The 25,696-nt window shown below is 69.0% G+C and carries 15 protein-coding genes and 1 riboswitch; of the genes, 10 read left to right on the top strand and 5 right to left on the bottom strand.

The genetic code is table 11. The annotated features are described in order from the left end of the window. Positions 1-44 precede the first annotated feature (44 nt). Complete coding sequence (locus ACLQ2T_RS14950) at positions 45-3,575, bottom strand: ThuA domain-containing protein (RefSeq protein WP_425766721.1); 3,531 nt, start codon at positions 3,573-3,575, stop codon at positions 45-47. Positions 3,576-4,082: 507 nt separating this feature from the next. On the opposite strand from ACLQ2T_RS14950, the gene ACLQ2T_RS14955 reads away from it, so the two are divergent. The 6 genes from ACLQ2T_RS14955 (at position 4,083) to ACLQ2T_RS14980 (ending at position 12,060) form a co-directional block, all read left to right on the top strand. Continuing rightward, on the top strand, positions 4,083-5,594 hold the full coding sequence (locus tag ACLQ2T_RS14955) for a sugar ABC transporter ATP-binding protein (RefSeq protein ID WP_425766722.1): 1,512 nt from the start codon (positions 4,083-4,085) through the stop codon (positions 5,592-5,594). After that, positions 5,591-6,565 (top strand): ABC transporter permease, encoded by a 975-nt coding sequence (locus ACLQ2T_RS14960; protein ID WP_425766723.1) that lies wholly within the window; start codon positions 5,591-5,593, stop codon positions 6,563-6,565. Before ACLQ2T_RS14955 ends, ACLQ2T_RS14960 begins: the two co-directional genes overlap by 4 nt. Next, positions 6,562-7,536 carry an ABC transporter permease gene (locus tag ACLQ2T_RS14965; RefSeq protein WP_425766724.1) on the top strand — a complete coding sequence of 325 codons (975 nt, stop codon included), beginning with the start codon at positions 6,562-6,564 and terminating at the stop codon, positions 7,534-7,536. Before ACLQ2T_RS14960 ends, ACLQ2T_RS14965 begins: the two co-directional genes overlap by 4 nt. Positions 7,537-7,547: 11 nt before the next feature. Further along, positions 7,548-8,732: a substrate-binding domain-containing protein gene (locus ACLQ2T_RS14970; RefSeq protein ID WP_425766725.1), complete on the top strand. Its 1,185-nt coding sequence runs from the start codon at positions 7,548-7,550 to the stop codon at positions 8,730-8,732. A 5-nt stretch (positions 8,733-8,737) separates the two neighbouring features. After that, the gene (locus tag ACLQ2T_RS14975) at positions 8,738-9,589 is read left to right on the top strand and encodes a sugar phosphate isomerase/epimerase family protein (RefSeq protein WP_425766726.1); all 852 of its coding nucleotides are present in this window, start codon (positions 8,738-8,740) and stop codon (positions 9,587-9,589) included. Positions 9,590-9,663: 74 nt separating this feature from the next. Next, complete coding sequence (locus tag ACLQ2T_RS14980) at positions 9,664-12,060, top strand: RICIN domain-containing protein (protein ID WP_425766727.1); 2,397 nt, start codon at positions 9,664-9,666, stop codon at positions 12,058-12,060. Positions 12,061-12,160: 100 nt separating this feature from the next. On the opposite strand, the gene ACLQ2T_RS14985 is transcribed toward ACLQ2T_RS14980, so the two are convergent. Both ACLQ2T_RS14985 and ACLQ2T_RS14990 read right to left on the bottom strand, forming a co-directional pair. Beyond that, entirely contained in the window at positions 12,161-14,014 is a 1,854-nt protein-coding gene (locus ACLQ2T_RS14985) for an LLM class flavin-dependent oxidoreductase (protein WP_425766729.1), read from the bottom strand. A gap of 83 nt (positions 14,015-14,097) precedes the next feature. Then, positions 14,098-14,583 carry a MarR family winged helix-turn-helix transcriptional regulator gene (locus ACLQ2T_RS14990; protein ID WP_425766730.1) on the bottom strand — a complete coding sequence of 162 codons (486 nt, stop codon included), beginning with the start codon at positions 14,581-14,583 and terminating at the stop codon, positions 14,098-14,100. Positions 14,584-14,701: 118 nt separating this feature from the next. Here ACLQ2T_RS14990 and ACLQ2T_RS14995 point away from each other — a divergent pair, with 118 nt between their 5' ends. Together ACLQ2T_RS14995 and ACLQ2T_RS15000 are read left to right on the top strand one after the other, a co-directional pair. Next, the gene (locus tag ACLQ2T_RS14995; RefSeq protein ID WP_425766731.1) at positions 14,702-15,343 is read left to right on the top strand and encodes an FMN-dependent NADH-azoreductase; all 642 of its coding nucleotides are present in this window, start codon (positions 14,702-14,704) and stop codon (positions 15,341-15,343) included. Between the two features lie 506 nt (positions 15,344-15,849). Then, entirely contained in the window at positions 15,850-16,857 is a 1,008-nt protein-coding gene (locus ACLQ2T_RS15000) for a glycoside hydrolase family 11 protein (protein WP_425766732.1), read from the top strand. 315 nt (positions 16,858-17,172) lie between these two features. Here the strand turns inward: ACLQ2T_RS15000 and ACLQ2T_RS15005 are convergent, their stop codons facing one another. After that, positions 17,173-20,550 carry an endo-1,4-beta-xylanase gene (locus tag ACLQ2T_RS15005; protein WP_425766733.1) on the bottom strand — a complete coding sequence of 1,126 codons (3,378 nt, stop codon included), beginning with the start codon at positions 20,548-20,550 and terminating at the stop codon, positions 17,173-17,175. A gap of 240 nt (positions 20,551-20,790) precedes the next feature. Beyond that, positions 20,791-20,996, top strand: a riboswitch (cobalamin riboswitch). A 135-nt stretch (positions 20,997-21,131) separates the two neighbouring features. Here ACLQ2T_RS15005 and ACLQ2T_RS15010 point away from each other — a divergent pair. Together ACLQ2T_RS15010 and ACLQ2T_RS15015 are read left to right on the top strand one after the other, a co-directional pair. Next, positions 21,132-23,495 carry a ribonucleoside-diphosphate reductase subunit alpha gene (locus ACLQ2T_RS15010; RefSeq protein ID WP_425766734.1) on the top strand — a complete coding sequence of 788 codons (2,364 nt, stop codon included), beginning with the start codon at positions 21,132-21,134 and terminating at the stop codon, positions 23,493-23,495. Positions 23,496-23,542: 47 nt separating this feature from the next. Further along, positions 23,543-24,538 (top strand): ribonucleotide-diphosphate reductase subunit beta, encoded by a 996-nt coding sequence (locus ACLQ2T_RS15015; protein ID WP_425766735.1) that lies wholly within the window; start codon positions 23,543-23,545, stop codon positions 24,536-24,538. Between the two features lie 291 nt (positions 24,539-24,829). On the opposite strand, the gene ACLQ2T_RS15020 is transcribed toward ACLQ2T_RS15015, so the two are convergent. Then, positions 24,830-25,639 (bottom strand): VOC family protein, encoded by an 810-nt coding sequence (locus tag ACLQ2T_RS15020; RefSeq protein WP_425766737.1) that lies wholly within the window; start codon positions 25,637-25,639, stop codon positions 24,830-24,832. Positions 25,640-25,696 lie beyond the last annotated feature (57 nt).

Genomic DNA, 25,696 nt, shown 5'->3' on the forward strand with positions numbered 1-25,696 from the left:
GACGCCGGTCCCGATCGGTGCTGTCACCGGTCAGCTATGGCCGGTCAGGCCGGGCTGAACCGCCACTGCTGGTTGGTGCCGCCGTGGCAGTTCCACTGCAACAGCCGGGCCCCGTCGGTGGTGGCGGCGGAGTTGACATCCAGGCAGAGACCGCTCGGCACACTCCGCACCGTGTAAACCCCGGAGGTGTTGGTCTGAGTGGCGGTGAACTTCTGCTGGTTGCTGTTGTTGCAGGTGGCCTGTTGGAGGAAGGCACCCGCCGTGGTGGAGCCACCGATCACCTCGGCGCACTTGCCACTGTGCACCGCCTTCAGGTAGACCGCGCCATTACCGGCGTCGACCGCCTGCCACTTCTGGTTGTTGCCGCCGGTGGCCGCCCACTGGTGGATCTGGGCGCCGTCGGCGGTGGAGACCCCGCTGACATCCATCAGCTTGCCGCTGTGCAAGGCGGTGAGGGTCCAGGTTCTGCCCGCCACCCCGTCACCGGGAGGAGGGGTTACCGGGCCGCCGGTGCCGACCCCGGCCCCACCGAAGGTGTGCGAGTCCAGGTCGAACCAGTTGTTGCCGCTGCCCTTGAAGACCAGGTACAGGGTGTGGGTACCGGCCAGGGGGGTGACGTTCACCGGCGGGGTGGACTGGTAGTTGTCCCACCCTCCGGTGCTCGGCACCGGTGTGGTGGCCAGCAACGTACCGGTGGGTGAACCGGCCCGCAGCTCGATCGTGCCGCCGCCCGAGGGCGAGGAGAGCCGGTAGCTGACCGTGGTGATCCCGGACAGGCTCATCGGGGTGAAGGCCACCCAGTCGTTGTTGGAGATGTCGCCGATCCGCTTGCCGCTCTGCGCGCCCGCCTGATCGATGATCCGGGTGCCCGACTGGCTGCTGTAGTACTCCGCCTGCTTGTGCTTGGGCTGGAGGATCACCTGCGCGTGACCGGTGAGCGGCGCCGCCCCACCCGCACCGCCGTTGTCGGTGTACCGGGCGTTGAGCACGTAGAACAGGTTGGCCCCGTCCGGGTGCCCGCCGAGCAGGTCGGTCGGGATGGTGCCCGAGCAGCCGGGATAGTCGGTGGTCTCGTGGGCGTGGTCGTCGTGGCCCAGGGCGGGGTTGAGGAAGACCTTTGTGCAGTCGACCGGTGCCCCGCCGGGGTCGGAGACACTGATCTGGTACGAGACCCGATCGCCGAAGGTGAGCATCCCCCCGTTGGCCGGGGTGGTGATGGTGACCACCGGAGCGGTGTTGCCGACGGTGATCTGGACGTTGGCGAAGCCGCTCTTGCCGGTGTTGTCGGTGACCTTCAACTGGGCGGTGTAGTTGCCGTTGCTGGTGTAGACCTTCGACGGGTTGGCCGCCGTCGAGGTGGTGCCGTCGCCGAAGGTCCACTGGTAGCTGATCGTGTTGCCGGGGTCGGGGTCCATCGACCCGGCACTGGAGAACTGCACAGTCAACGGGGCGTTGCCGCTGGTCGGGGTGCCGGTGGCCTTGGCGATCGGGGAGCGCCCACCCTGGACGTAGTCGATCCGGTACAGGCCGGAGTCACTGTTGCCGCCGCCGAAGTTGGTGCCCCACTCCAGCAGGTACAGCGAACCGTCCGGGCCGAACTCCAGGTCCATCGGCTTGTTGAACCGGCTGGTCGACAGGAAGGGGTTGGTCCGGGTGACCGCGGTGGCCGAGTCGAAGTGCACCTCCTTGATGTAGCTGCGGGACCACTCGTAGAGGAAGTGCACCCCGTCGTAGTACGGCGGGAACTTCGTCGCCGAGGGGTTGGCCGGGTCGTACCGGTAGACCGGTCCACCCATCGGCCCCGAGCCCCCGGAGCCCAGCTCCGGGAAGGTCTGCGAGGTGCCGTAGCCGTACCAGATGTTGGGAGCGACCACCGGCCGTAGGTTGGTCAGACCGGTGTTGTTGGGGGAGTTGTTCACCGGGGCGGAGCAGTTGAACTTGGCGCCGACCGCGCCGGTGTCCGGGTTGTACGGCGCGTACGGCTGGTTGTCGCCGTGGCAGAAGGGCCAGCCGTAGTTGCCCGGTGCCTTGATCACGTTGAGTTCGACGAGACCCTCCGGGCCCCGGTTGGTGGTCGGGGGATTGCGGTCGGGCCCGTAGTCGGCCAGGTAGACCCAGCCGTTGGCCGGGTCGATGGAGAACCGGAAGGGGTTGCGGAAGCCCATCGCGTAGATCTCCGCGCGGGTCTGCGCGGTGCCCTGCGGATAGAGGTTGCCGGACGGGATGGTGTACCCGCCGCCGGCCGAGGGCCGGATCCGCAGCAGCTTGCCCCGCAGGTCGTTGGTGTTGCCGGCGGTACGGGCGGCGTCGAGCATGTGTCGACCGGGTCGCCAGTCCAGCGGGGCGTAGCCCTGCCAGTTCGGGTCGAGGTTCGGCGCCACGTCGTCGCCGGTGCCGATGTAGAGGTTGCCGTCCGGACCGAAGTCGAGGTACCCGCCGGTGTGTCCGGGCTCCGGATAGGTCCGGTCCCGGTAGGCGGGGATGTCGATGACGGTGACCCCGCTGGACATGTTCAAGGTGTCACCGGTCAGGGTGTAGCGGGACACCCGGTTGATGTCCGTACTGCTGTTGGCCGGTGAGTGGTACAGGTAGACGTACCCGTTGGTGGCGAAGTTCGGGTCCAGGGCCAGCCCGGTCAGCCCGTCCTCGCCCCCGGTGTAGACGCTGAGGCTGCCCGCGGTGACCGTGCTGTTCGTGCTCGGCTTGAAGATCTTGATCTGGCCGCCCCGTTGGACGTAGAGCACCCGGCCGTCCGGTGCCACCGCCAACGCCATCGGGTCGACGGTGTTGTCGTCCAGGGTGCGCTTCTCGAAGTTGCCCCAGACGGTGCCGCCGCAGTCGCCGGGCTGGTTGCCGGCGGCCCACTTGACCCCGCCGAGCACGTGGTTGCGGAAGTGGGTCTCGCTGTAGGAGGCGATGGCGTGACCCATGGCCGTGGCCCAGACCCGCCCGCCGCCGACGCTGCGACACCAGGAGATCGGATGGTCCGGGCCCATCGCCCGGGAACCCGGGTTGTAGGTCCGTTCGTCGGCGGTGACCAGCACGTGCACGTCGCCCCGGGGATTCTTGTCGAAGTTGTACCACTCCTCGCTGCGGTTCCAGCGGTCCGGCAGGCTGGCCGTGGAGGGGTGCTTCTTGTCGGCCACGATCGCGGTTCCGGGCAGTACCCCGGGGGAGTGCTCGGGCATGTGGGCACCGGCGTTGATGGTCTGGTCCCACCAGGGGTACTCGCCCTCGATGCCCATGTCGGTGGCGTTGTGGACGGCGACGATCCCCTTGCCGGAGGCGAGGTACCCCTCCACGGCCTGGCGTTGGGCGGCCGAGGTCCAGACCATGCCGGAGGTCTGGAACATGATGAGGACGTCGAAGGTGGCCAGGTTGGCCGGGGTGAAGACGGACGAGTCCTCGCTGTGCACCAGTTCGAAGTTGTCGGCCGCGGCCTGCTGCTGGAACATCGAGACCCCGGCGGGAATCGAGTCGTGCCGGTAGCCGGTGGTCTTGGTGAACAACAGCGCCCGGAAGGCGGGCGCCGCCGATGCGGGATTCACCAGCGCGAGGGCCAGTAACAGACCCACGATCACACCGATGATTGGTGTTCTACGACGCATAGCGTCTCCTTCGGGGCGGGCGGAGCTACCTGTGGTGGTGTGGTGCGGGTCGGCCACCGTCGCGTCGTCCTGCCGGCAGGTGGCCTCGCCGGTGGTCACGCAGCGTCATGTCCGGGCGGCGACTGTCCCGTGGTGGTCAGGGGCCGGACTGGAGCTCTATTTATAGAAGATCGCGGATGTTAGCGACAACATCGCGATGCCGCGCACCGCGGTGACCTGCCCTCCGGATGCACCGCGATGCGCCCTCACCTGGCCTGTCGCTAGATCCAAACTCGCTGCCAGGTAGGGGATTGCGAACTCATACCCGAACATCTATCTTCATACGTGTGATGTTTTGGTCATGTCAAGCGAAAGTTTGAGCACGACCACACAAAGTGCCGCTTGTCAGGCGGGAACCGGGCGGGTCGGCGGCCGGATGATAGCCGGATGCCGTGACGAGCCCCAGCCCATGACTACTATGCGTGAGGATTGGCGATGCCAGATCGAGGCCCGGACGCCCTGCTCGCCCTCCGCGGCATCGGCAAGTCCTTCCTCGGCGTCGGTGTCCTGCACGGGATCGACCTGGAGGTCGCGGCGGGCGAGGTGCACGCCGTCGTCGGCGAGAACGGCGCCGGCAAGTCCACCCTGATGAAGATCGTCTCGGGGGTGTACTCCCCGGACGTTGGCACCATCCACCTGGCCGGAGCGCCACAGGTGTTCCACAGCCCTCGCGCGGCCCAGCGGGCCGGCATCGGCATCATCCACCAGGAGTTCAACCTGTTGCCGGAGCGCACCGTCGCGGAGAACGTGTACCTGGGCCACGAGCCGGTACGCCGTGGCCTGGTCGATCGGCGGCGGATGATCGCCTCGACCCGGCGCCTGCTGGCCTCGGTCGGAGAGACGAACCTGCCGGCCGAGGCTCCGGTCAGCCGGCTCAGCGTCGCCCAGCAGCAGGTCGTCGAGATCGCCAAGGCCCTGGCCCTGGACGCCCGACTGATCATCATGGACGAACCCACCGCCGCCCTGGCCGACCACGAGGTGGCCCTGCTCTACGGCCTGGTACGCCGCCTTCAGGAGCAGGGCATCGGCATCCTCTACGTCTCGCACCGGCTCACCGAGGTCTTCGACCTGTCCAGCCGGATCACCGTGCTCAAGGACGGTCGACGGGTCACCACCCTGGGTACCCCCGACACCACCCCCGCCGACCTGGTGCGGCACATGGTCGGGCGGGACCTGTCGCACTACTACCCGGACCGGGCCACCCGGCAGGAGATCGGCCCGCCCCGGCTGGTCGTACGCCGGGGCGGTAACCGGAAGTTGGGCGACATCGACCTGGTGCTGCGCGCCGGGGAGGTGCTCGGCGTCGGTGGCCTGCAGGGCTCCGGGCGCTCCGCACTGGCCCGCGCCCTGTTCGGGGCGGTGCCCTTCACCACGGGCGAGATCACCCTGGACGGTACCCCGATCCGGATCCGTTCCCCGCGTACGGCGATGCGGGCCCGGATCGCCTACGTCAGCGAGGACCGCAAGGGTGAGGGGATCGTCGCCCGCCAGTCGGTGCTCGACAACGCCCTGCTGGCCGGCCGCGCGGTATTCGCCCGCCGCTCCGGTCGCGCCGCCCGCACCGTACGGGTGCGGGACCTGCTGGCCGCCGTCGAGGTCCGCGCGGCCGGCGACCACCAGGAGATCCGCTACCTGTCCGGCGGCAACCAGCAGAAGGTCGTCCTGGCCCGCTGGCTCGCCGTCGACCCGCGGATCCTGATCTTCGACGAACCCACCCGGGGCATCGACGTGGGTGCGAAGTCGGCCATCCACGACCTCGTCCGCCGACTCGCCCGCGAAGGCGCGGCCGTGCTGATGATCTCCTCGGAGCTGCCCGAGCTGCTCGGCATGAGCGACCGGATGATCGTCATGCGCGACGGTCGGATCGCCGGTGAACTGCCCGCCGGGGCCACCGAGCAGGACGTGCTGGCCCTGGCGGTCGGGACGGTACGGGAGACGGCGGCGTGAGCGCCCTGCCCCTGTCGCCCGCTCGCCGACCGGTGCCGGGGGTGTTCGTGGCCCTGGGCCTGACCCTGGCGATCGGCTGGCTGGTCGTCGCGATCGACGGCGGGCAGCTGTTCAACCAGTCGACCACGGTGAGCCTGTTGCATGTCGCCACCGGGCTGGGGTTCGTCGCGGTCGGGCAGACCCTGGTCATCCTCGGCGGCTCGCTGGACCTGTCGGTGGCGTACGTGGTCAGCCTGAGCACCCTGGTGGCGGCCGAGACGATGAACGGCCGCGACGGAGCCCTGCTGCCCGCCGTCGGCCTCACCCTGCTCGTCAGTGCCGGCGTCGGGCTGTTCAACGGGCTGCTGGTCACCACCCTCCGGATCAACTCCTTCATCGCCACCCTGGGCGTCGGGTTGCTGCTCAAGGGCTACCTGGACAGCAGGTACGACGGTCCGGCCGGCAGCACCGCCCCGGCCCTGGTACAGACCCTCGGCTACCAGCGAGTCGGACCCGTACCGCTGGCCTTCCTGCTGCTGCTCCTGGTCGCCGGGGCCTGCTGGCTCCTGCTGTCGCGGACCCGGTTCGGTCACCACCTGGTCGCCGTCGGCGGTGACCCGGAGGTCGCCCGGCTCTCCGGGGTCCGCAACGACCGGGTCCGGGTGACCGCCCACGTGCTCTGCTCCCTGTGCGCCGGGCTCGCCGGGATCTACCTGGCCAGCCGACTCGGCTCCGGATCACCCCGGGTCGGCACCGAGGGCCTCTACGACCTGGAGTCGATCGCTGCGGTGGTGATCGGCGGCACCGCCCTGGCGGGCGGACGGGGCGGGGTCGTCGGCACCCTCGGCGGGGTGCTGCTGCTGGCCGGCATCGACGCCATCTTCAACCAACTCGCGGTGGACTCCTTCGCCAAGCAGGTCGTCCGAGGCGTGATCATCATCGCTGCGGTGGCCGTCTACGCCCGGCGGACCCTGCGGAAGGCGGCCCCGTGAGCACCCAGACCGTCGCCCGCCGCGCCCTGTGGCGGTGGCCCGGTGGACTCCTGCCGATCCTGGCGCTGCTGGTGGTGCTGCTGGTCCTCATCGGGATCCGGCAGCCCGACTTCCTCACCCCGCCCTCGCTGATGTCCTTCCTCGGCCGGTCGGCGCCGATCATCCTGCTCGCCGCCGGCCAGTACTTCGTCATCGTCTCCGGCGAGTTCGACCTCTCGGTCGGTTCCCTGGTCACCGCGCAGGTCGTGGTCGCCGCCCGGCTGATCGACAGCGACGGGTCGCGGACCTGGCCGGTGGTGCTGGTGCTGCTCGCCGGGGGCGCCCTCGTCGGCCTGGTCAACGGTCTGATCACCACCCGGCTGCGGGTGCCCTCCTTCGTCACCACCCTCGGCATGTTCCTGATCCTCGTCGGCGCGGTCTACCTGTGGTCCGACGGTGCCCCCAAGGGGGGTCTCAGCGAGCAGTTCCGCCAACTGGGCCGACGCGCCGTCGAGGAGGTACCGGTGCTCGGCCGGGTTCCGTACGCCCTGCTGGTCCTGCTGGTCGTGGCGGCGGCAGCCGTGCTGCTGATGCGCTCGGACTTCGGTCGGACCCTGGTCGCCGTCGGCGACAACCCCCGCACCGCCGAGCTGAGCGGGGTACGGGTGTGGCGTACCCGCACCATCGCCTTCGTCCTCAGCGGCCTGGTCGCGGCGGTCGCGGCGATCCTGATCGGCGGCTACGGAGGGGTGTCCTTCCAGGCCGGTGCGGGCCTGGAGTTCGGTGCCATCACCGCGGTCGTCCTCGGTGGGGTCGCCCTGGGGGGCGGCCGGGGTTCCGTGCTCGGCGCGATGCTCGGCGCACTGGCCCTGGAACTGCTCTTCGCGTTGATGAACTTCTCCGGCGTCTCCGGCGCGCTCCGACCGAGCGTGCAGGGCGCCATCATCCTGATCGCCGTGGCGGTCACGGCCCGGCGTCTCTCATCCAGATAAGGGGACCTCCGTTGAAACGTTGCCTGGCCGCGCTAGCCGCGGTGACCCTGCTGACCCTCGCCGGCTGCGCCACCGACACCCCGGTGGCCACCGGATCGGGCACCGCGTCCGCACCGGCGGGCGCCGGCACCGGCGAGCAGTCGAAGTTCTTCGACCAGGCCGACTACGACGCCGAGTTGGCCCTGCTGGACGCCACGGCGACCGGGCCGGCGGACAAGCCGTGGGAGCAGGCCCTCAACCCGACGATGACGGAGACCGCGAACTTCAAGAAGCCCGGCCCGTACAAGATCTGTTTCTCTAACGCGGCCCTGAACAACCCCTGGCGGCAGGTCGGCTTCAAGACCATGCAGGCCGAGGTGGCCGCGCAGGGTGACCGGATCAGGGAGTTCGTGCACGTGGAGGCCGAAGGCAAGGACCAGAAGCAGATCGCCGACCTCAACGACCTGCTCGGCCGGGACTGCGACGCCCTGATCGTCTCGCCGAACACGACCGCCACCCTGACCCCGGCGGTCGAGGCGGCCTGCCGCACCGGCCTGCCGGTCATCGTCTTCGACCGGGGCGTCGACACCGACTGCCCGGTGACCGTCATCAACCCCATCGGGGGGTACGGCTTCGGCCACGTCGGGGCCGAGTTCGTCAGCCAGCGGATGAAGCCCGGCGGCAAGCTGCTGGCCCTGCGCATCCTGCCCGGGGTGGACGTGCTGGAGACCCGCTGGTCCGCCGCCAAGGTCGCCTTCGACAAGGCCGGGGTGGAGGTCGTCGGGGTCGAGTTCACCGACGGCGACCCGGCCAAGACCAAGAAGATCGTCGACGACTACCTCCAGCGGTACGGCACGATCGACGGGGTCTGGATGGACGCCGGAGCGGTGGCGGTGGCGGCCGTCGAGGCCTTCCAGGACGCCGGCAAGCCGGTGCCTCCGATCAACGGCGAGGACCAGCTCGACTTCCTGAAGGTGTGGAAGGAGGCCGGCCTGACCGCGATCGCACCGACCTACCCGACCTACCAGTGGCGCACCCCGATCATCGCGGCCCTGCGGGTCCTCGACGGCCAGCCGGTGTCCAGCCCGTGGAAGCTGCCCCAGCCGACGATCACTCAGGAGAACCTGGACAGCTACCTCGACGCCGACATGCCGCCGCTGCACTACGCGATGTGCGGCTGCACCGACCTGCCCGGGTACCCCCAGCGCTGGAAGTAGGTCCGATGTTCGAGATCGGCGTCAACCCCTGGGTATGGGCCTCCCCGGTCGACGACGCGGCCCTGGCCGAGCTGGTGCCCCGGATCGCCCGGTTCGGCTTCGACGCGGTCGAGCTGCCGATCGAGCAGCCGGGGGACTGGGACCCCGCCCGGACTCGGGACCTGCTGGCGACCCACGGCCTGAGCGCGGCCGGGGTCTGCGCGGTCACCCCGCCCGGCCGGGACCTGGTCAACGCGTCGCCGCAAGTGGTCGAGGCGACGGCGGGGTACCTGCGGGGTTGTGTGGAGGCCGCGGCGGCCCTGGGTGCCCCGACGGTCGGTGGGCCGGTCTACGCCTCGGTGGGCCGGACCTGGCGGATGACCGTGGCCGAACGGGCAGCCTGCTACGCCGACTTCCGCAAGGCCCTGGCACCGGTCGCCGACCACGCCGGGGAACGCGGGGTGTCCATCGGGGTGGAGGCCCTCAACCGCTACGAGACCAGCGTGGTCAACACCATCGAGCAGACCCTGGATCTGATCGACGGTCTGCCCCCGAACGTCGGCCTGATGATCGACACCTATCACATGAACATCGAGGAGGCCGACCCGTACTCCGCCCTCGCCATCGCCGGCCCGCACCTCAAACACGTACAGGTCAGCGGCACCAACCGGGGGGCTCCCGGCGCCGACCACCTGGACTGGCCCCGGCTGCTGGCCGTGCTGGCCACGACCGGGTACCGGGGGGCGGTCTGCATCGAGTCGTTCACCCCGGACAACGACACCATCGCCACCGCCGCCTCCATCTGGCGACCCCTGGCCCCCTCGCCGGACCGTCTCGCCCTCGACGGCCTGGCCAACCTGCGCGGAATCCTCGGCTGAGCTGCGGGGCGACCACGCCGGCATGAGACCTGCCCACACCCACCACCAGATCCGTCCCGGGTAAGGAGACCCCCGTGTCCGTACCTTCCGTGTCGACCGCGTCGAGACCGGTGCTGGCCGCGATCGCGGCGGTGGCGCTCACCGGCGCGCTCACCGCCACCGCCGTGGCCACCTCGGCCGCACCCGCCCTGGCGGCCACCACCACCCTGTACGCCTCCCCGTCCGGCAGCGGCAGCAGTTGCAGCGCGACCCAGCCGTGTTCGTTGACCGCCGCCCAGACCGCGGTACGGGCGATCAACAGCGCGATGTCCGGTGACATCGTCGTGCAACTGGCCGACGGGGTGTACCGGCTGTCGTCGCCCCTGCGGTTCACCGCCGCCGACTCCGGCACCAACGGCCACCGGGTGCTGTGGCAGGCGGCGCCGTCCGCCCGACCGGTGATCAGCGGCGCGCGGGCGGTCACCGGCTGGTCGCTCGTCGACGCCGGACGCAACATCTGGCGGGCCAATGTCGGCGCCGGGCTGGACAGCCGGCAACTCTATGTCGACGGTGCCCTCGCCACCCGGGCCCGTACCCAGGTCAACCGGGCCGACTTCACCGCCGACAGCACCGGTATGCGGTTCACCAGCGGCGCCCTGAGCTACCTGAACACCCTGGCCAACCAGAGTCGGATCCAGATGGAGAGCGTCAACTCCTTCACCGACCGGTACGTGTCGGTGCAGAGCATCAGCGGCAACCAGATCCGGATGCAGCAGCCCGGCTGGAGCAACAACAACTTCGGGTACGACACCTTCACCAGCCCGCACCGACCCGGTCCGCTCTATCTGAGCAACGCCTACGAGTTCCTCGACTCTGCGGGGGAGTGGTATCTCGACCCCGGCACCGGGGCACTGTCCTACATCCCACTGGCCGGGCAGAACATGTCCACCGCCCGGGTGGAGTTGCCGACGTTGCAGTCCCTGCTCCAGATCGGGGGCACCTACGCCGCACCGGCGCACCATCTGACATTCAGCGGGATCACCTTCACCGGCACGAGTTGGCTGGGCGCCAGCAGCAACCAGGGCTACGTGGACCAGCAGACCGGGGCGTACATCTTCGGCAACTGGAACTGGCCGAGCTTCACCTCCTGCCACAACGGCTGCCCCCAGTTCGAGGCCACCCGACCCAACTGGCAGCAGATGCCGGCCGCGGTGCAGATCTCGGCCGCCGACACCATCACCTTCAGCGACTCCGCGTTCGTCAACCTGGGTCAGACCGCCATCGGCATCGGCAACGACGCCAACGCCCACGCCAGCGGGGTCGGCCTCGGGGCCAGCAACATCACCATCACCAGATCCGAGATCGCCCGCAACGCGGCCGGGGGCATCGTCGTCGGCGGGGTACGTGCCGACGCCCATCACCCGAGTGACCAGCGGATGGTCAACCGGGACATCACCATCAGCAACAACCGCCTGCACGACCTGGGCATCGAGTACCGGGGCATCGTCTCCGTGCTGACCACCTACGTCAGCAACGCCACCATCTCGTACAACGAGGTCTACAACATGCCGTACACCGGCATGTCCGTCGGCTACGGCTGGGGTTCCAACGACGCCGGTGGCAGCAACCACTACGCCGACCGGGGCCTGTACAACTACCAGCCGCGTTACAGCACCGCCACCACGGCGACCAACAACCGGGTGATCGGCAACTACGTGCACGACGTCATGCAGCAGATGAACGACGGCGGGTGCATCTACACCCTGTCGGCGAACCCGGGCGCTCTGATCAGCGACAACTACTGCCTGCGGACCAACGGCCACTTCGGGCTCTACTTCGACGAGGGCTCCCGCTTCTTCACCGCCCGCAACAACGTCTTCTTCTCGACCGGCACCTGGGCCACGGCCAACTACTGGTTCGCCGAGAACATGGGCAACTTCACCGTCACCAACAACTGGTCCACAAACGGCAGCACCAACGTCACCAACGGCGACCGGGGCAACGTCGTCTCCGGCAACGTGACGGTGACGGGCGGCAACTGGCCCGCAGGCGCCCAGGCCGTGATGGCCGCCGCCGGGCCGCAGGGCGGCAACCCGCCACCGCAGGCCGTACAACTCGTCGGCGGTCAGTCCGGCCGCTGCCTGGAGATCGGCGGGTCGAACACCACCAACGGCACCCAGGCGCAGCTGTGGGACTGCCACGGCGGCACCAACCAGAGATGGACCTACACCGCCGGCAGGCAACTGATGGTGTACGGCAACAAGTGCCTGGACGCCTCCGGCCAGGGCACCGCGAACGGCACCCTGGCGATCATCTGGGACTGCAACGGCCAGCCCAACCAGCAGTGGAACGTCAACAGCAACGGCACCATCACCGGGGTCGGGTCCGGGTTGTGCCTCGACGCCAGCGGCTACGGCACCGCCAACGGCACCAAGGTCCACCTCTGGGCCTGCCACGGCGGCACCAACCAGCAGTGGGCCCTGCGGAACTGATCCCCGGGTGGTGGGGTGGGGGTCGGGCCCGCCCCACCACCCGGTCACCGCAGGCCCGGCGGCTAGCCGGTGGTGGCCGGGTCGGCGCTCCGGTGGTCGGTCAGGCGCGTGCCTCCTCCACCGGCTGCGGGTCGATGTTGAAGTTGTCCCGGAAGAGGTTGTCCGGGTCGTAGCGGCGTTTCAGGGCCCGCAGGCGCGCCAGCACCGGTGCCGGGAAGGCGTCGAGCAGCCGCTGCGGGCTGCGGTCGGTCTCGAAGCTGAGGTAGAGCCCGTCGAAGTGTGGCCGCAGTGGCTCCCATGCCGCGTTGAGGCGCTGATCGTTCTGGCCGATCGCGGCGAGCTGGAAGGCCGGTGTCCGATGGGTGAAGGAGGCATCGTCCGGTGCGACGTCGGCGATCGCGCCGCCCATGGCCCGTAGCTCGAAGAAGTAGACGCCCCCGTTGCGCAGCATCGCCGCGGCATCGCGGGCGAACTCGGGGGTCAGGGCGGGCAGGAACGCCGACCGGGAGTTCGGCTCACCGAACCCGTGATGGCCGCCCGGCCCGACCTCGGCGGCCTGTCCCATCACGCCCGCGTACGGCGTCATCACCACCTGTTGACGGGCGAGCATCCCGAGCTCCAGGAACGGTGTCAGGCGTGCCACGACGATGTCCGGATCCGGGTTGTCGACCACCGCGACGAGTTGGATGCTCGACATGCCGTCGCGGGGCTGCCCGGTGACGAGGAAGACCGTGGTGTCCCTCGGGGCTGCACCGGCCAGTTCGCCGTACCGATGCAGCGACTGCGCGATGTCGGTGGTGACCAGGATGAGTTGTGCCCAGCCGACCTCGCCCACCTCGTCGACCTCGAACTCGAACGAGGTGGCGATGCCGAAGTTGGCTCCCGCTCCCCGTACGGCCCAGAACAGCTCCGGATTCTGCTCCCTGCTCGCCCGCACCTGCCGTCCGTCGGCGAGTACCAGGTCGACCGAGCGGAGACGATCGATCGTCAGCCCGTGGTTGCGGGAGAGCAGGCCGATCCCCGCCGCAGTGGCGAGCCCGCCGACCCCGACGCCGCCGTAGTCTCCTGAGCCGAGCGCCCAACCGTGTGGGGTCAGGGCGGCCGCGACCTGCTTCCAGGTCGCGCCGGGCCCGATGCGGACCAGCCGGCGGGTGGGATCCACCACCTCGATCGTGTTCATGGCGCCCACGTCGATCACCAGGCCACCCCGGTTGGTCGAGCGTCCGCTGATGCCGTGTCCGGCGCTGCGGATGCCCAGTGGCAGGTGCCGGTGCCGCCGGGCGAACCCGATCGCCTCCGACACCTCCGCCGGTGTCCGAGGTCGCAGCACGAGCCCGGGAGCGCCACCGCGCAGGTAGGTCGAGGACACAGAGCGGTAGGACGGATCGCCGGGTTCGACCGCGGTCCCGGCCAGTGACGCCGGTAGGCCGTCGTAGTCGATGGCCGGCCTCCGGTGGGAGCGCACCGCCGCCGAGCGTCGGCGTACCCCGCCACGGCCGCGACCGGTGACGAGTGCGGCCAGGCGTTCGACCTCTTCGCGGGAATCCACCGGGACCACGACGGGCAGGTCGGTCTCGGCCGCCCTGGCCAGATCCTCGGGCTTGGCGTCCCTCGGCGCGACGACCCAGCCTGCGGGGTCGAAGATGATCCGCCCGGGTGCCAGGATGCCGAGGCTTTCCTGCGCCTTGGCGACCACCCCGGGGTAGGGCGCCTCGGGGTCGGTCGGATCGGGAGTGGAAGTGGCACCGGCGGGGGCGCCGATGGCGATTCGGCTCGTCGATCCGGCGAGCCAGACCACCATGGTCCAAGGGTCCAGGCCGGCGGACCGCCGGGCCGCCGGGTCGGAGACGACCACGAGATCCAGGCCGCGTTCTTCTGCCAGGCGGGCCAGCGCGAGGGTCTCCTTCGGCGCGCGGGCCAGCCGGGACGCCTCGAGAGCGATGCCGATCTCCATGACCATCTGAACCTTTCCCGTCCCGACTCTTACCTGCGAATGGTCGACCCACGCGAGCGCGTGACGTTGCGCCGCCGGAGTTGTCACCGGGGTCGCGGACCGGTCTCCGAGGTCGGGGAGATCTGGCGGGTCACGTGGCAGGCCACTTCGCGCAGGGCCTCGATCTGGCTCGGGGTGAGGCCGTCGATGACGTAGTGACGGACGGCCGCCACATGACCGGGAGCAGCGGTGACCACCAGATCCCACCCCGCGTCGGTCAGGGCGGCGATGGTGTAGCGGGGACTGTCCGGGTCGGGCGCGCGACGGAGCAGTCCGCGTTGTTCGAGACGCTTGACGACGTTCGACAGGCGGGACAGCGAGCAGCTGAGGTGGTTGGCCAGGTCGCTGAGCCGCTTGGTGCGTCCGGGGGCCATGGACAGGCCGCTGAGCACGAAGTAGTCGAACAGGGTCAGGTGGTTGTCCCGCAGGAGTTGGGCGTCGAGGGCGCCCGGCAGGTTGAACATCAGTTTGGCCAGCGCAAGCCAGGCGTCGCGCTCGTGGTCGGTCAACCACCGAGGTTCCTCGGGCATGCCCCAAGGGTACGGCCGTCCGCCGGCGGCCGAAGTGAGGGACGTCTCTTTCTGTTCAAGCTTGAACAGACTGGTCTAGAGTGAGTTCAACCTTGAACCTGCGCACCCGGGAGTACCAGTGACCTTGTTCCGTCTTGATGCCAGCATCCGTTCCCACGGTTCGGCCAGTCGCGAGATCGCCGACATCGTCGAGCAGGAGTGGCTGGCCACTCATCCCGGCGACACCGTCACCCGCCGTCATGTCGGGGTGGACACCCTGCCGTCGACGCTCTGGGCCGCGGCGATCTCCGCCGGCATGACCCCCGCCGAGGAGCACACCGCCGAGCAGAAGGAGGCGGTCGCCCTGGCCGCTGCCCTGGTGGACGAGTTGCTCGCCGCCGACGCGCTGTTGTTCGCCGTACCGCTCTACAACTACGGCGTCTCCCAGCACTTCAAGACGTACGTGGACGTGGTCTTCGCCGACCCTCGGGTGACCGGCCAGTCGTTCCTGGCCGGCAAGCCGGCCGTGCTCGCCACCGTGCGGGGCGGGGCGTACGGTGCCGGAACCCCGCGCGAGGGGTGGGACCACTCGACCCCGTACCTGCGTCGGATCATCGCCGACTGCTGGGGCGCCGACCTCACCGTGATCGAACGGGAGTTCACCCTCGTCGGGGTCAACCCCGCGCTCGACTCCTTCACCGACACGGCCGCGCAGATGCACGCCGGAGCGTTGCAGTCCGCCCGGGAGGCAGGTAAGGCCCTCGGCGCCGGCCTCGCCTAGTCGAGCTGGGCCGATCGGCTTGCCCGGCTGGTCGATCGGCCATTCGCATCGAGCGGCCTCGACGGACCCGATCGCCGCCGATCTCATGACCGCGCTACCGTGAATCACGGCGAGTCGGGCGGGCTGCGAAAGCCCTTCGGAACTTCCGACCCCGAGAGCCTGAAACCCCCTGCTCATCAGCGGATTACCTGGTGGAGCCCCGGAGGTCCTAGGACCCTGTCGGGTCGCTGAGCAGCGGCGATGACACCGACCACCGCAGGACTGTGGGGCCCAAGTTTCGGAAGTATTTCCGGAAGTTGTTGACGGGTCGACGAACGCGTGCCAATACTGTGCCCATCGACACCGTTCGATCACTGGCTATGGCGGAGGCTGTGCCGGCCAGTGCGAAAACACCCGGCACCCACCACCACGGTACGACGCCGGCAGTCGACAGCGGTCCGCAGACCGCCGGGATCTCGCGGCTCGTAGCGTTGCTGGCCCTCGGCCAGCCGTCATGAGGAGGAAGTATGCACGAGGGGCTCGTCCAGAAGAGACGCCGCGTGCGCGTGCGCCTCAGGTCTCTCATCGGTGCTGCCTGTGCGGTGGCGCTGATCACGACCGGCACCACCGCGATCGTGGCCAGCCCGGCCCACGCCCAGACCGTGACCAGCAACCAGGAGGGGAACCACAGCGGCTTCTTCTTCTCCTTCTGGAAGGACAGCGGCAACGTCTCCATGACCATGGGGAACGGCGGCCAGTACAGCACCCAGTGGAGCAACGTCAACAACTTCGTCGCCGGTAAGGGCTGGAACCCGGGCACGCGTCGCAGCGTGACCTACTCGGGCTCGTTCAACCCGAACGGCAACTCGTACCTGACCCTCTACGGCTGGACCCGCAACCCGCTGGTCGAGTACTACATCGTCGACAGCTGGGGCAGCTGGCGGCCCCCGGGTGCGAACTCGATGGGCCAGGTGCACACCGACGGTGGCACCTACGACATCTACCGCACGGAGCGCGTCAACCAGCCCTCCATCGACGGCACCCGGACCTTCTCGCAGTACTGGAGCGTTCGGACCTCGAAGCGGGTGGGCGGCACCATCACCACGGCCAACCACTTCGACGCCTGGGCCAGCCGCGGCATGAACCTTGGCAACCACTACTACCAGATCATGGCGACCGAGGGTTACCAGAGCAGCGGCAGCTCCAACATCACCGTGCAGGAGGGTGGCGGCAGCAACAACCCGCCGCCGACCACCCCGCCGCCCGGCAACAACGGCTGCACGGTGAGCGTCAACCGGGCCGAGGAGTGGGGCGACCGCTTCAACACGACCTTCTCGGTCAGCGGCTCCAACAACTGGACCGTCACCATCCGCACCAACGGTGGCCAGAGCCTCCAGAGCAGCTGGAACGCCTCGGTCAGCGGCAACAGCGGCACCCTGACGGCCCGCCCGAACGGCAACGGCAACAACTTCGGCGTCACCCTCTACAAGAACGGCAACAACACGACGCCCACCGCGACGTGCTCGACGAGCTGACCTGAGCAGCTATCGATGGGGTGCCGGCGACAGCCGGCACCCCATCGCCGTGTCTGCCGCCGAGTCCGGCACCGCCGCGACGATGCCCTGGACCTGTGGCACGGCGTACGCCGATTTCGCCGACGCCGCCACCGTGCCACGTCGTCACCGCACGCTGGAACTGTCGACCTGGCCCTGCGCAGCATCGAGACCGCGAACCGGATCGCCAAGGGGTCGCACGCGTGGCGGTGGTAGGGGGTTCACCCGGCAGTTGACCGGCCCCGGTAACGCAGGAGGGCACATCCGACCGGATGTGCCCTCCTGTCGTGCCGCGCGTTACAGGTTGGCGCAGTAGCCCACGCTGAAGGTGCTGGCCCCCGGCTTCAGGGTGCGGTTCCAGTCCACCCCGCTGATCCGGTAGCTACCGTCGGCGAGACGTTCCCGCTTGAAGTTCCAGGCGTCGTAGATGTCGCCTTCGAGCTGCACGCTGGCCGACCAGTCGACCGGCTTGTCGCCGGTGTTCGTCGCGGTGATGGTCGCGCAGTAACCCCCACCGCTGTCCGAGTTCCACCGGGCGAAGGTCTTCAAAGCCACCTCGACATTGGACCCGGCCACCAGGCGGCCGACTCCCCAACGCGCGGTGCTCTGGTAGCCCGCACCCTCCTGCTCGGCCCAGTTGCGGATGCTCGTCCGGGCGCCCTCGGAGGCGTCGTTGACCTGGAAGTCCAGACCGTGGAAGGTGTCCAGACCACCGTATTCGAGCAGGCTGATCGCCGCCTCCACGGTGTACCCCGTGGGGGTGCGAACGGTCGCGCTCTCCAGCCGGTTCGCCTGGAACCCCTCGTCACCGGTGCCGAACGACACCACGTTGTCGGCGTTGATCCGGATCTGGGTGTCGTCGTACCGGAAACTGCCGTTTTTGAAGTTGCCGGCGTCGACGTAGATCTCCACGGAGTCCTGGGTCCAGGGGTCCGAACCGGAGACGTCCACCACCGGGTCGGTGACCTCGGCCAGCACGTACAGGGTCTGACCCCGCCAGAGGGTACGGACCTGCGCACTCGCCCCCTCAGTGCCGGAGACCTGCTTGTCCGTGGTCACCGTGGTCGCGTTCGCCCAGGCGGCGTCGACCGAGCCGTCGATCACCGGTGCCTCGGCGGCCTGCCGCACCTCCAGATACGACAGCTCCTCGACCAGGGTCAGGGTGCCCACCGCGCCCGGGGTGTTCCACCCGGAGGTGGTGTCGTTGTCCCGGACCTGCACGTCCAGGGTGCGGGTGTCACCCTCAACGGCCCCGGACAGCGGAAGGTGGGCGACCAGGTGGTAGCCGCCCTCGCGGTCGGCCGCCACGGCCGGCACGTCACCGCTGCCGTCGCGGGACACGTGGTAGGTCTCGCCGCCCAGCACGAAGCTGACCCGGTCGGTGTCGGAGACCGTGGTGTCGTCGACCGTGACGTACGCGGTCAGGTGGTCCGGTGCCCACCGCAGCTGGAACTCGGCGACGTCCTCCACCTGGTGCAGCGGCAGCTTGCGCCAGGTCAGGTCCGTCGGCGCGGCGGCCGTCAGCGGCACCTCACCGGCGAAGACGTTCGCGGTGCGCAGCCGGGCGGGCAGCTCACCGTCGATCGCCCCGTAATAGGCCGGCTTGGCGCGCAGGTTGTCGTCGAACAGCAGCGGCCCGCCGTTGCCGGAGCGCCAGGAACGCCCGTCGGTGAGCCCCCAGACCGTGACGGCCAGCAGATCATCGGCGTACGCCCGGAAGATCCGGAAGGCGTCCCGGTAGTAGTAGCCCTGGTCGATGAACTTCGCCTGGGTGGCCGGGGTACCGGTGGTGACGTCGAGTTCGGTGACGGCCTGGGTGACCGGCAGATCCGAGAACGTCTCCAACGCGGTCTCCAGGGCGCTGATCGGCATGGCCAGCGAGACGTGGAACTGGTGACCCACCCCGTGCACCGGCACCCCACGGGCCAGCAGGCGCTGCACCAGGGCCAGGTAACGGGCCTGCTTGCCGCTCTGCTCGGTGTTGTAGTCGTTGATGAACAGGGTGACCGGACGCTCCGCGCCCTCGGCCGCGTAGACCTCGTTGAACGCCTCGTCGGCGTAGGTGAAGGTCAGGTCGATGAAGTTCTCACCGAGGATCCGGTACCACTCGCTGCGACGCAGACCGTCGCTGTACTCACCACTGTCGCTGACCACCTCGTTGACCGCGTCGAAGGCGTACAACGGGTTGGTGGGGGAGCCGAACTTGCCGTACCGCTCGCTCATGGACTCCGCGACGTTGAAGATGTGGGTACGCAGCCGCTCCCGCAGCACCTGCTGGTCGGCGGCCGAGGTGGTCAGCGGCTGACCGGCGGAGTCCTGGAAGAACCAGGCCGGGGTCTGACTGTGCCAGACCAGCACGTGACCGTAGACCCGCAGGTCGTTGTCGCGGGCGAAGTCCATCATGGTCAGCGCCTGCTCGTGCGGGCGGAAGTTGCCCGCCTCGTCGTACCAGGCCTCCGGCTTCATGTGGTTCTCGGCCGTGATCTGGTTGAAGTGCCGGGTCAGCAGCTGGGCGGGGGCACCGATGGTCTCCCGGCTGTCGATGGCCACCCCGACCGGGAATTCCGTGGTCTCGTGCAGCGGGGTGAGGTCCTCGATGACCGGCGGCTCGGGCACCCGTACGACGATGTCGTCGGCGAGGAAGTCGCTGGTGTTGCCGGGCACGTCCTCGCCCTGCCAGCGGGTCTCGAAGTAGAGGAAGGCGCTGTCCGCGGCCGGCATGGTGAACCGTGCGGTCACCTCCGTCCAGCCCGAGTTGGTGATCGTCTCGAACTGGGCCAGGGTGCTGAAGGACTGACTGCTCCCGGTGGTGCTGGCCAGGCTCAACCAGATCTGGTCGGCCGGCTGGCCCTCGGCGAACCGCAGCCAGGCGCTCAGCTCGTAGGTCACCCCGGCGGTGAACAGGCCGGTCACGTCCCGACCCAGCCCGGCACCCTGGTTGACCCGGTCGCTGACCAGCGCGGCCGAGGTGCCGCCGTGCGCGACATCGGTGATGGTGACGCTCGGGGCCCCCGGGCCACCGTCGCGTGGCCCCCAGTCGTCCAGACCGTCCTCGAAGTCGGTGTCGATGACGATCGTGCCCGGCGCAGGTCCGCCACCGCCGCCGTCCTCCGGCGCGGTGATCAGCACGTCGTCGAGCAGGAACGGGGTGGTGCCCTCGGCCTCCACGTACAGGGTGGCGGCGTCCAGACCGGTGGGCAGGGTGTACTCGCCGCCGATGCGTACCCACTCGTCGGCGGTGGTGCTGACGTTGTCGCCGATCCAGGTGTAGGTGTTGTCACCACCACCGGCCGGGGTCGACTCGACGGTGAAGTGCACTCCGGCGCTGCCCTCGGTGCCGGCCGGAAGTTTCGCCCATGCGCTGACGGTGTATCGGATGCCCGGCCGCAGCAGCGTGGTCGCGTTGGTGGCCGGGCCCTGCCAGTTGGCGGTGCGGCCGGTGACGGACAGACTGCTGTCGCTGTCGCGTCCCTCCTCGGCGAGGGCGAGGGTCACCTCACCCCGTGGTCCCCAGGGGGCGTACGAGCCGGACTCGAAGTCGTTGCTGAGCACGACCTCGGCGGCGGCGGCCGGGGTGGGGGCGACGGTGACGGCCGCGACGAGCGCGGCCGAGCAGAGTACGGCGAAAGTACGTGATCGGCGTCGTGATCGATGGGACGGATTCCACAGGCGCATCGACTGGTCCCTTACGCAAATTGGACAGTGGTGGGGGTGCCTGACATCGGGTTTCCGGACAGATCCAAGCGCGTGCATGTTATGTCGAGCCGATTGGCATGGCCAGAACTTCCGGAAGTTTTCGGAAAGATTCGTGGGGTCGGTGGCGATGGCGGCTGTCGTCGCGCTGCGTCAGGTGATTCGATCGGCGCACGTGGCGACACAGCATGTGGTGTTGAGGTTCCGAGCCCGTTCCCATATATAGTGGTGCTCGCAGCTGGTTCGGCAGTCACTCCACGACGGCCGAGGCAAGAGGGAACCCGGTGGAATTCCGGGACTGCCCCGCAGCGGTGAGTGGGAACGACCGCCGTCAACGAAGCACTGGGCCCGCCAGGTCTGGGAAGCGACGGCCAGTAGGCACGAACACGCCCACGAGTCCGAAGACCTGCCAGCGCGCCGCACGCGTACGTGTGCGGCGGTCGAAGGCCGCGCGGGACGGCCGACGCCATCAGCTGGTCCTCGACGGCGCTCCGTCCGTCCGGTGACCAGCGGCGTCCTCCCGCGTGCCCGTCGACCTTCACCGACCGGTACGAGGAGGGACCATGACGGTGACCCGGGAACAGGCGGGGCCGGAGCAACGCCGGCACGTGATGCAGGTGCGTAAACGCAACGGCGACACCGAGCCGGTGGACGTCAACAAGATCGTCAAGGCGGTGGAGCGCTGGGTCACCGACCTGGACGAAATCGACCCGCTGCGGGTGGCGACGAAGACGATCAGCGGCCTGTACGACGGTGCGACCACCGCCGAGCTGGACAAGTTGTCGATCCAGACGGCCGCCGAGCTGATCGGTGAGGAGCCGCAGTACTCCAGGCTCGCGGCGCGGCTGCTGGCCGCGTTCGTCGACAAGGAGGTCCGCGGCCAGCAGGTGGCGAGCTTCAGCCAGTCCATCCGGTACGCCCACGGCCTGGGCCTGATCGGCGACGTCACCGCCGCGTTCGTGGCCCGCAACGCCCGCAAGCTGGACGACGCCGTCGACCCGGCCGGGGACCTGCGGTTCGAGTACTTCGGGCTGCGGACCGTCGCCGATCGGTACCTGCTGCGGCATCCGCAGACCCGGCTGGTGGTGGAGACCCCGCAGTACTGGCTGCTGCGGGTCGCCTGCGGGCTGTCCCAGACCCCCGGCGAGGCAATCGGCTTCTACCGGCTGATGTCCAGCCTGGCGTACCTGCCGAGTTCGCCGACGCTGTTCAACTCCGGCACCCGACACACCCAGATGTCGTCGTGTTTCCTTGTCGACTCGCCCCGCGACGAACTCGACTCGATCTACGAGCGCTACCACCAGGTGGCGAAGCTGTCGAAGTTCTCCGGCGGCATCGGCATCTCCTGGACGCGGGTGCGGGGCCGGGGCGCGCTGATCCGGGGCACCAACGGTAGGTCGAACGGCATCGTGCCGTTCCTCAAGACCCTCGACGCCGGGGTGGCGGCGGTCAACCAGGGCGGCCGGCGCAAGGGCGCGGCCTGCGTCTACCTGGAGCCCTGGCATCCGGACATCGAGGAGTTCCTGGAGTTGCGCGACAACACCGGCGAGGAGTCCCGGCGTACGCACAACCTGAACCTGGCCAACTGGATCCCGGACGAGTTCATGCGCCGGGTGGAGGCCGACGGCGACTGGTCGCTTATCGATCCCTCCGACGCGCCGGAGTTGCCCGACCTGTACGGCGAGGCGTTCGACGAGGCGTACCGGGCGGCGGAGAAGAAGGCCGTCCGCACGGTCAAGGCCCGCGACCTGTACGGGCGGATGATGCGTACCCTCGCGCAGACCGGCAACGGGTGGATGACGTTCAAGGACGCGGCCAACCGGCTGTCCAACCAGACCGGCGCGCCGGGCAACACGATCCACCTGTCGAACCTGTGCACCGAGATCCTGGAGGTCAACAGCGACACCGAGACGGCGGTGTGCAACCTCGGGTCGATCAACCTGGCCGCGCACGTCAGCGCGGACGGCATCGAATGGGGCAAGCTGCGCGCGACCGTCCGCACGGCGGTGCTCTTTCTCGACCGGGTCATCGACATCAACTACTACCCGGCCGAGCAGGCGGCGGCGTCGAACCCGCGCTGGCGGCCGGTCGGTCTCGGCCTGATGGGCTTGCAGGACGCCTTCTTCACCCTGCGGCTGCCGTTCGACTCCACGCCGGCCCGAGAGCTGTCCAACCGGGTGCAGGAGGAGATCCTGCTGACCGCCCTGGAGACCTCGGCCGGGCTCGCCCAGCAGTTCGGCCCGCACCCGGCGTACGCCGACACCCGGGCCGCGCGCGGTGAGCTGCACCCGGACCTGTGGGGCGCCGAGGTCATTCAGGTCGAGCGGTGGGCGGCGCTGCGCGAGATGATCGCCGCGCACGGCCTGCGGAACTCGCTGCTGGTGGCCATCGCGCCGACGGCCACCATCGCCTCGATCGCCGGCTGTTACGAGTGCATCGAGCCGCAGGTGTCCAACCTGTTCAAACGCGAGACGATGTCCGGCGAGTTCCTTCAGATCAACACCTACCTGGTACGCGAACTCAAGGCGCGCGGGCTGTGGACGGCGTCGATCCGCGAGCAGATCAAACGCGCCGAGGGGTCGGTGCAGGGCATCGCCGAGCTGCCCGAAGAGGTACGGCAGCTGTTCCGCACCGCGTGGGAACTGCCGCAGCGGACGTTGATCGACCTGGCTGCGGCCCGCGCCCCGTTCATCGACCAGTCGCAGTCGCTGAACCTCTTCATCAGCGCGCCGACCATCGGCAAGCTCTCCTCGATGTACCTCTACGCCTGGAAGTCCGGGCTGAAGACCACCTACTACCTGCGGTCGCGTCCGGCGACCCGGATCCAGCAGGCCACCGTCGCCGTCACGCCGACCGTCGCGGTCAGTGATGACGAAGCACTGGCCTGCTCCCTGGAGAATCCCGAGAGCTGCGAGGCCTGCCAGTGACCACCGTTTCCGAATCCAGCACCGGCGCCAGCCCAGGGGAGCGGCAGATGCTGCTCGACCCCGGCATGGACCTGACCTTGCGGCCGATGCGCTACCCGCAGTTCTTCGACCGGTTCAAGGACGCCATCCGCAACACCTGGACCGTCGAGGAGGTCGACCTGCACTCCGACCTCTCCGACCTGGCCAAGCTCTCCTCGGCCGAACAGCACCTGGTGTCCCGACTGGTCGCCTTCTTCGCCACCGGCGACACCATCGTCGCCAACAACCTGGTGCTCAACCTCTACCAGCACATCAACTCCCCGGAGGGACGGCTCTACCTGTCCCGGCAGCTGTTCGAGGAGGCGGTGCACGTCCAGTTCTACCTGAATCTGCTCGACACCTACGTGCCCGACGAGAAGCAACGGTACGAGGCGTTCGCGGCGGTGGAGAACATCCCGTCGATCGCCCGCAAGGCCGAGTTCTGTTTCAAATGGATCGACTCGATCTTCGAGCTGCGGGAGTTGAAGACCCGCGCCGACCGGCGGGCGTTCCTGCTCAACCTGATCTGCTTCGCCGCCTGCATCGAAGGACTGTTCTTCTACGGCGCATTCGCCTACGTGTACCTCCTGCGTTCCCGAGGGCTGCTGCACGGGCTGGCCTCCGGCACCAACTGGGTGTTCCGCGACGAGTCGATGCACATGGCCTTCGCCTTCGACGTGGTCGACACCGTACGCGCCGAGGAACCCGACCTCTTCGACGCCGAGATGGAGCAGCAGGTACGCGACATGCTCGCCGAGGCGGTCGACTGCGAGGTCCAGTTCGCCGCCGACCTGCTGGAGCAGGGCGTCTCCGGGATGCCGCTGGCCGACATGCGGCAGTACCTGCAACACGTGGCCGACCGGCGACTGGCGATGCTCGGCATCGAACCGATGTACGGCTCGACGAACCCGTTCGCCTTCATGGAACTGCAGGACGTGCAGGAGCTGTCGAACTTCTTCGAACGCCGCGTCTCGGCCTACCAGGTCGGCGTGACCGGCACGGTCAACTTCGACGACGACTTCTGATCCCGGTCTCAACCGATCCGCCGTTTCGGCGGTATGGCAGTCACCCACCCACCCGGATACCGCCATACCGCCGAAACGGCTCTCCAAATCCCCGCCAAACCGAGCTACCCGCCGCCAGCCGCCCGCATGCGGGCTTGCCCGCAGGCCCGCAGGCCCGCTCATGGGGTGTGGCCCTTTGCTCTGCTTCAACCCACGCAACGGGTTCGGCAGCAAACCGGTGCGTGGGTTGAAGCAGAGCAAAGGAGGCCGGTGGAGGTTGAACCCATGCACTCCGTCGGGGCTGTAGGGCGACTACGCGTCAGGCATCAGGACGCAGAATTCGTTGCCGTCGGGGTCGGCCATCGCCACCCGGCCGGTCTCGCTCCGACCGGCGTCGCCCCGGCCGGTCTCGCTCCGACCGGTCTCGTCCAGGTCGGTCTCGCCCCGGCTCGCACCCAGGTCGGCGTCGATTCGGGTTGCGCCGAGGGCGAGGAGGCGGTCGACCTCTGCCTGCTGGTCACCGTCGGGCGGGGGAACGAGGTCGAAGTGCAGGCGATTACGGCCCAACCTCGGCATCAGTGGTGGGCCACCCCAGGTGATCTTCGGGCCGCCGTGCGGCGATCGGATCGCGGTCTCCTGGTCCTGGTCCCACACCAGCGGCCAGCCGAGCGCGGCACTCCAGAAGTAGCCGACCTGCTGCGAACCGTCGCAGGCCAGCGCGCCGACGAACCCGCATTCGGCGAGGAAGTTGTTGCCGGGCTCGATGACGCAGAACTCGTTGCCCTCGGGATCGGCGAGGACCACGTGCTGATCCTCGGGGCCCTGCCCGACATCGACGTGCCGCGCGCCGAGCGCCAACGCCCTGGCCACCGTCTGCCGCTGGTCCTCCAAGGAGGTGCTGGTCAGGTCGAGATGCATCAGGTTCTGGCCGATTTTGGGCTCCTGGCTCGCGAGGAAGCAAAGCCGGAAGCCGGTGTCGTCGGTGGGCAGAAGGGCGACTCCGTCGAGTGGATCGTCCGTCACGTTCCATTGCAGCAGTTCCGACCAGAAGCGCGCGAGCCGCGACGGTTGATGGGCATCGACGCAGAGCGCGAACAGGTGACATGCCATCTCGTTGCTCATCTCCGCTCCGCAGACCGACCATCTCGACCACACCGCCGGCCCGGTCACCGTCGACCG

Origin of the sequence: Micromonospora sp. DT229 (assembly GCF_049844505.1) — a bacterium.
Classification (GTDB): domain Bacteria; phylum Actinomycetota; class Actinomycetes; order Mycobacteriales; family Micromonosporaceae; genus Micromonospora.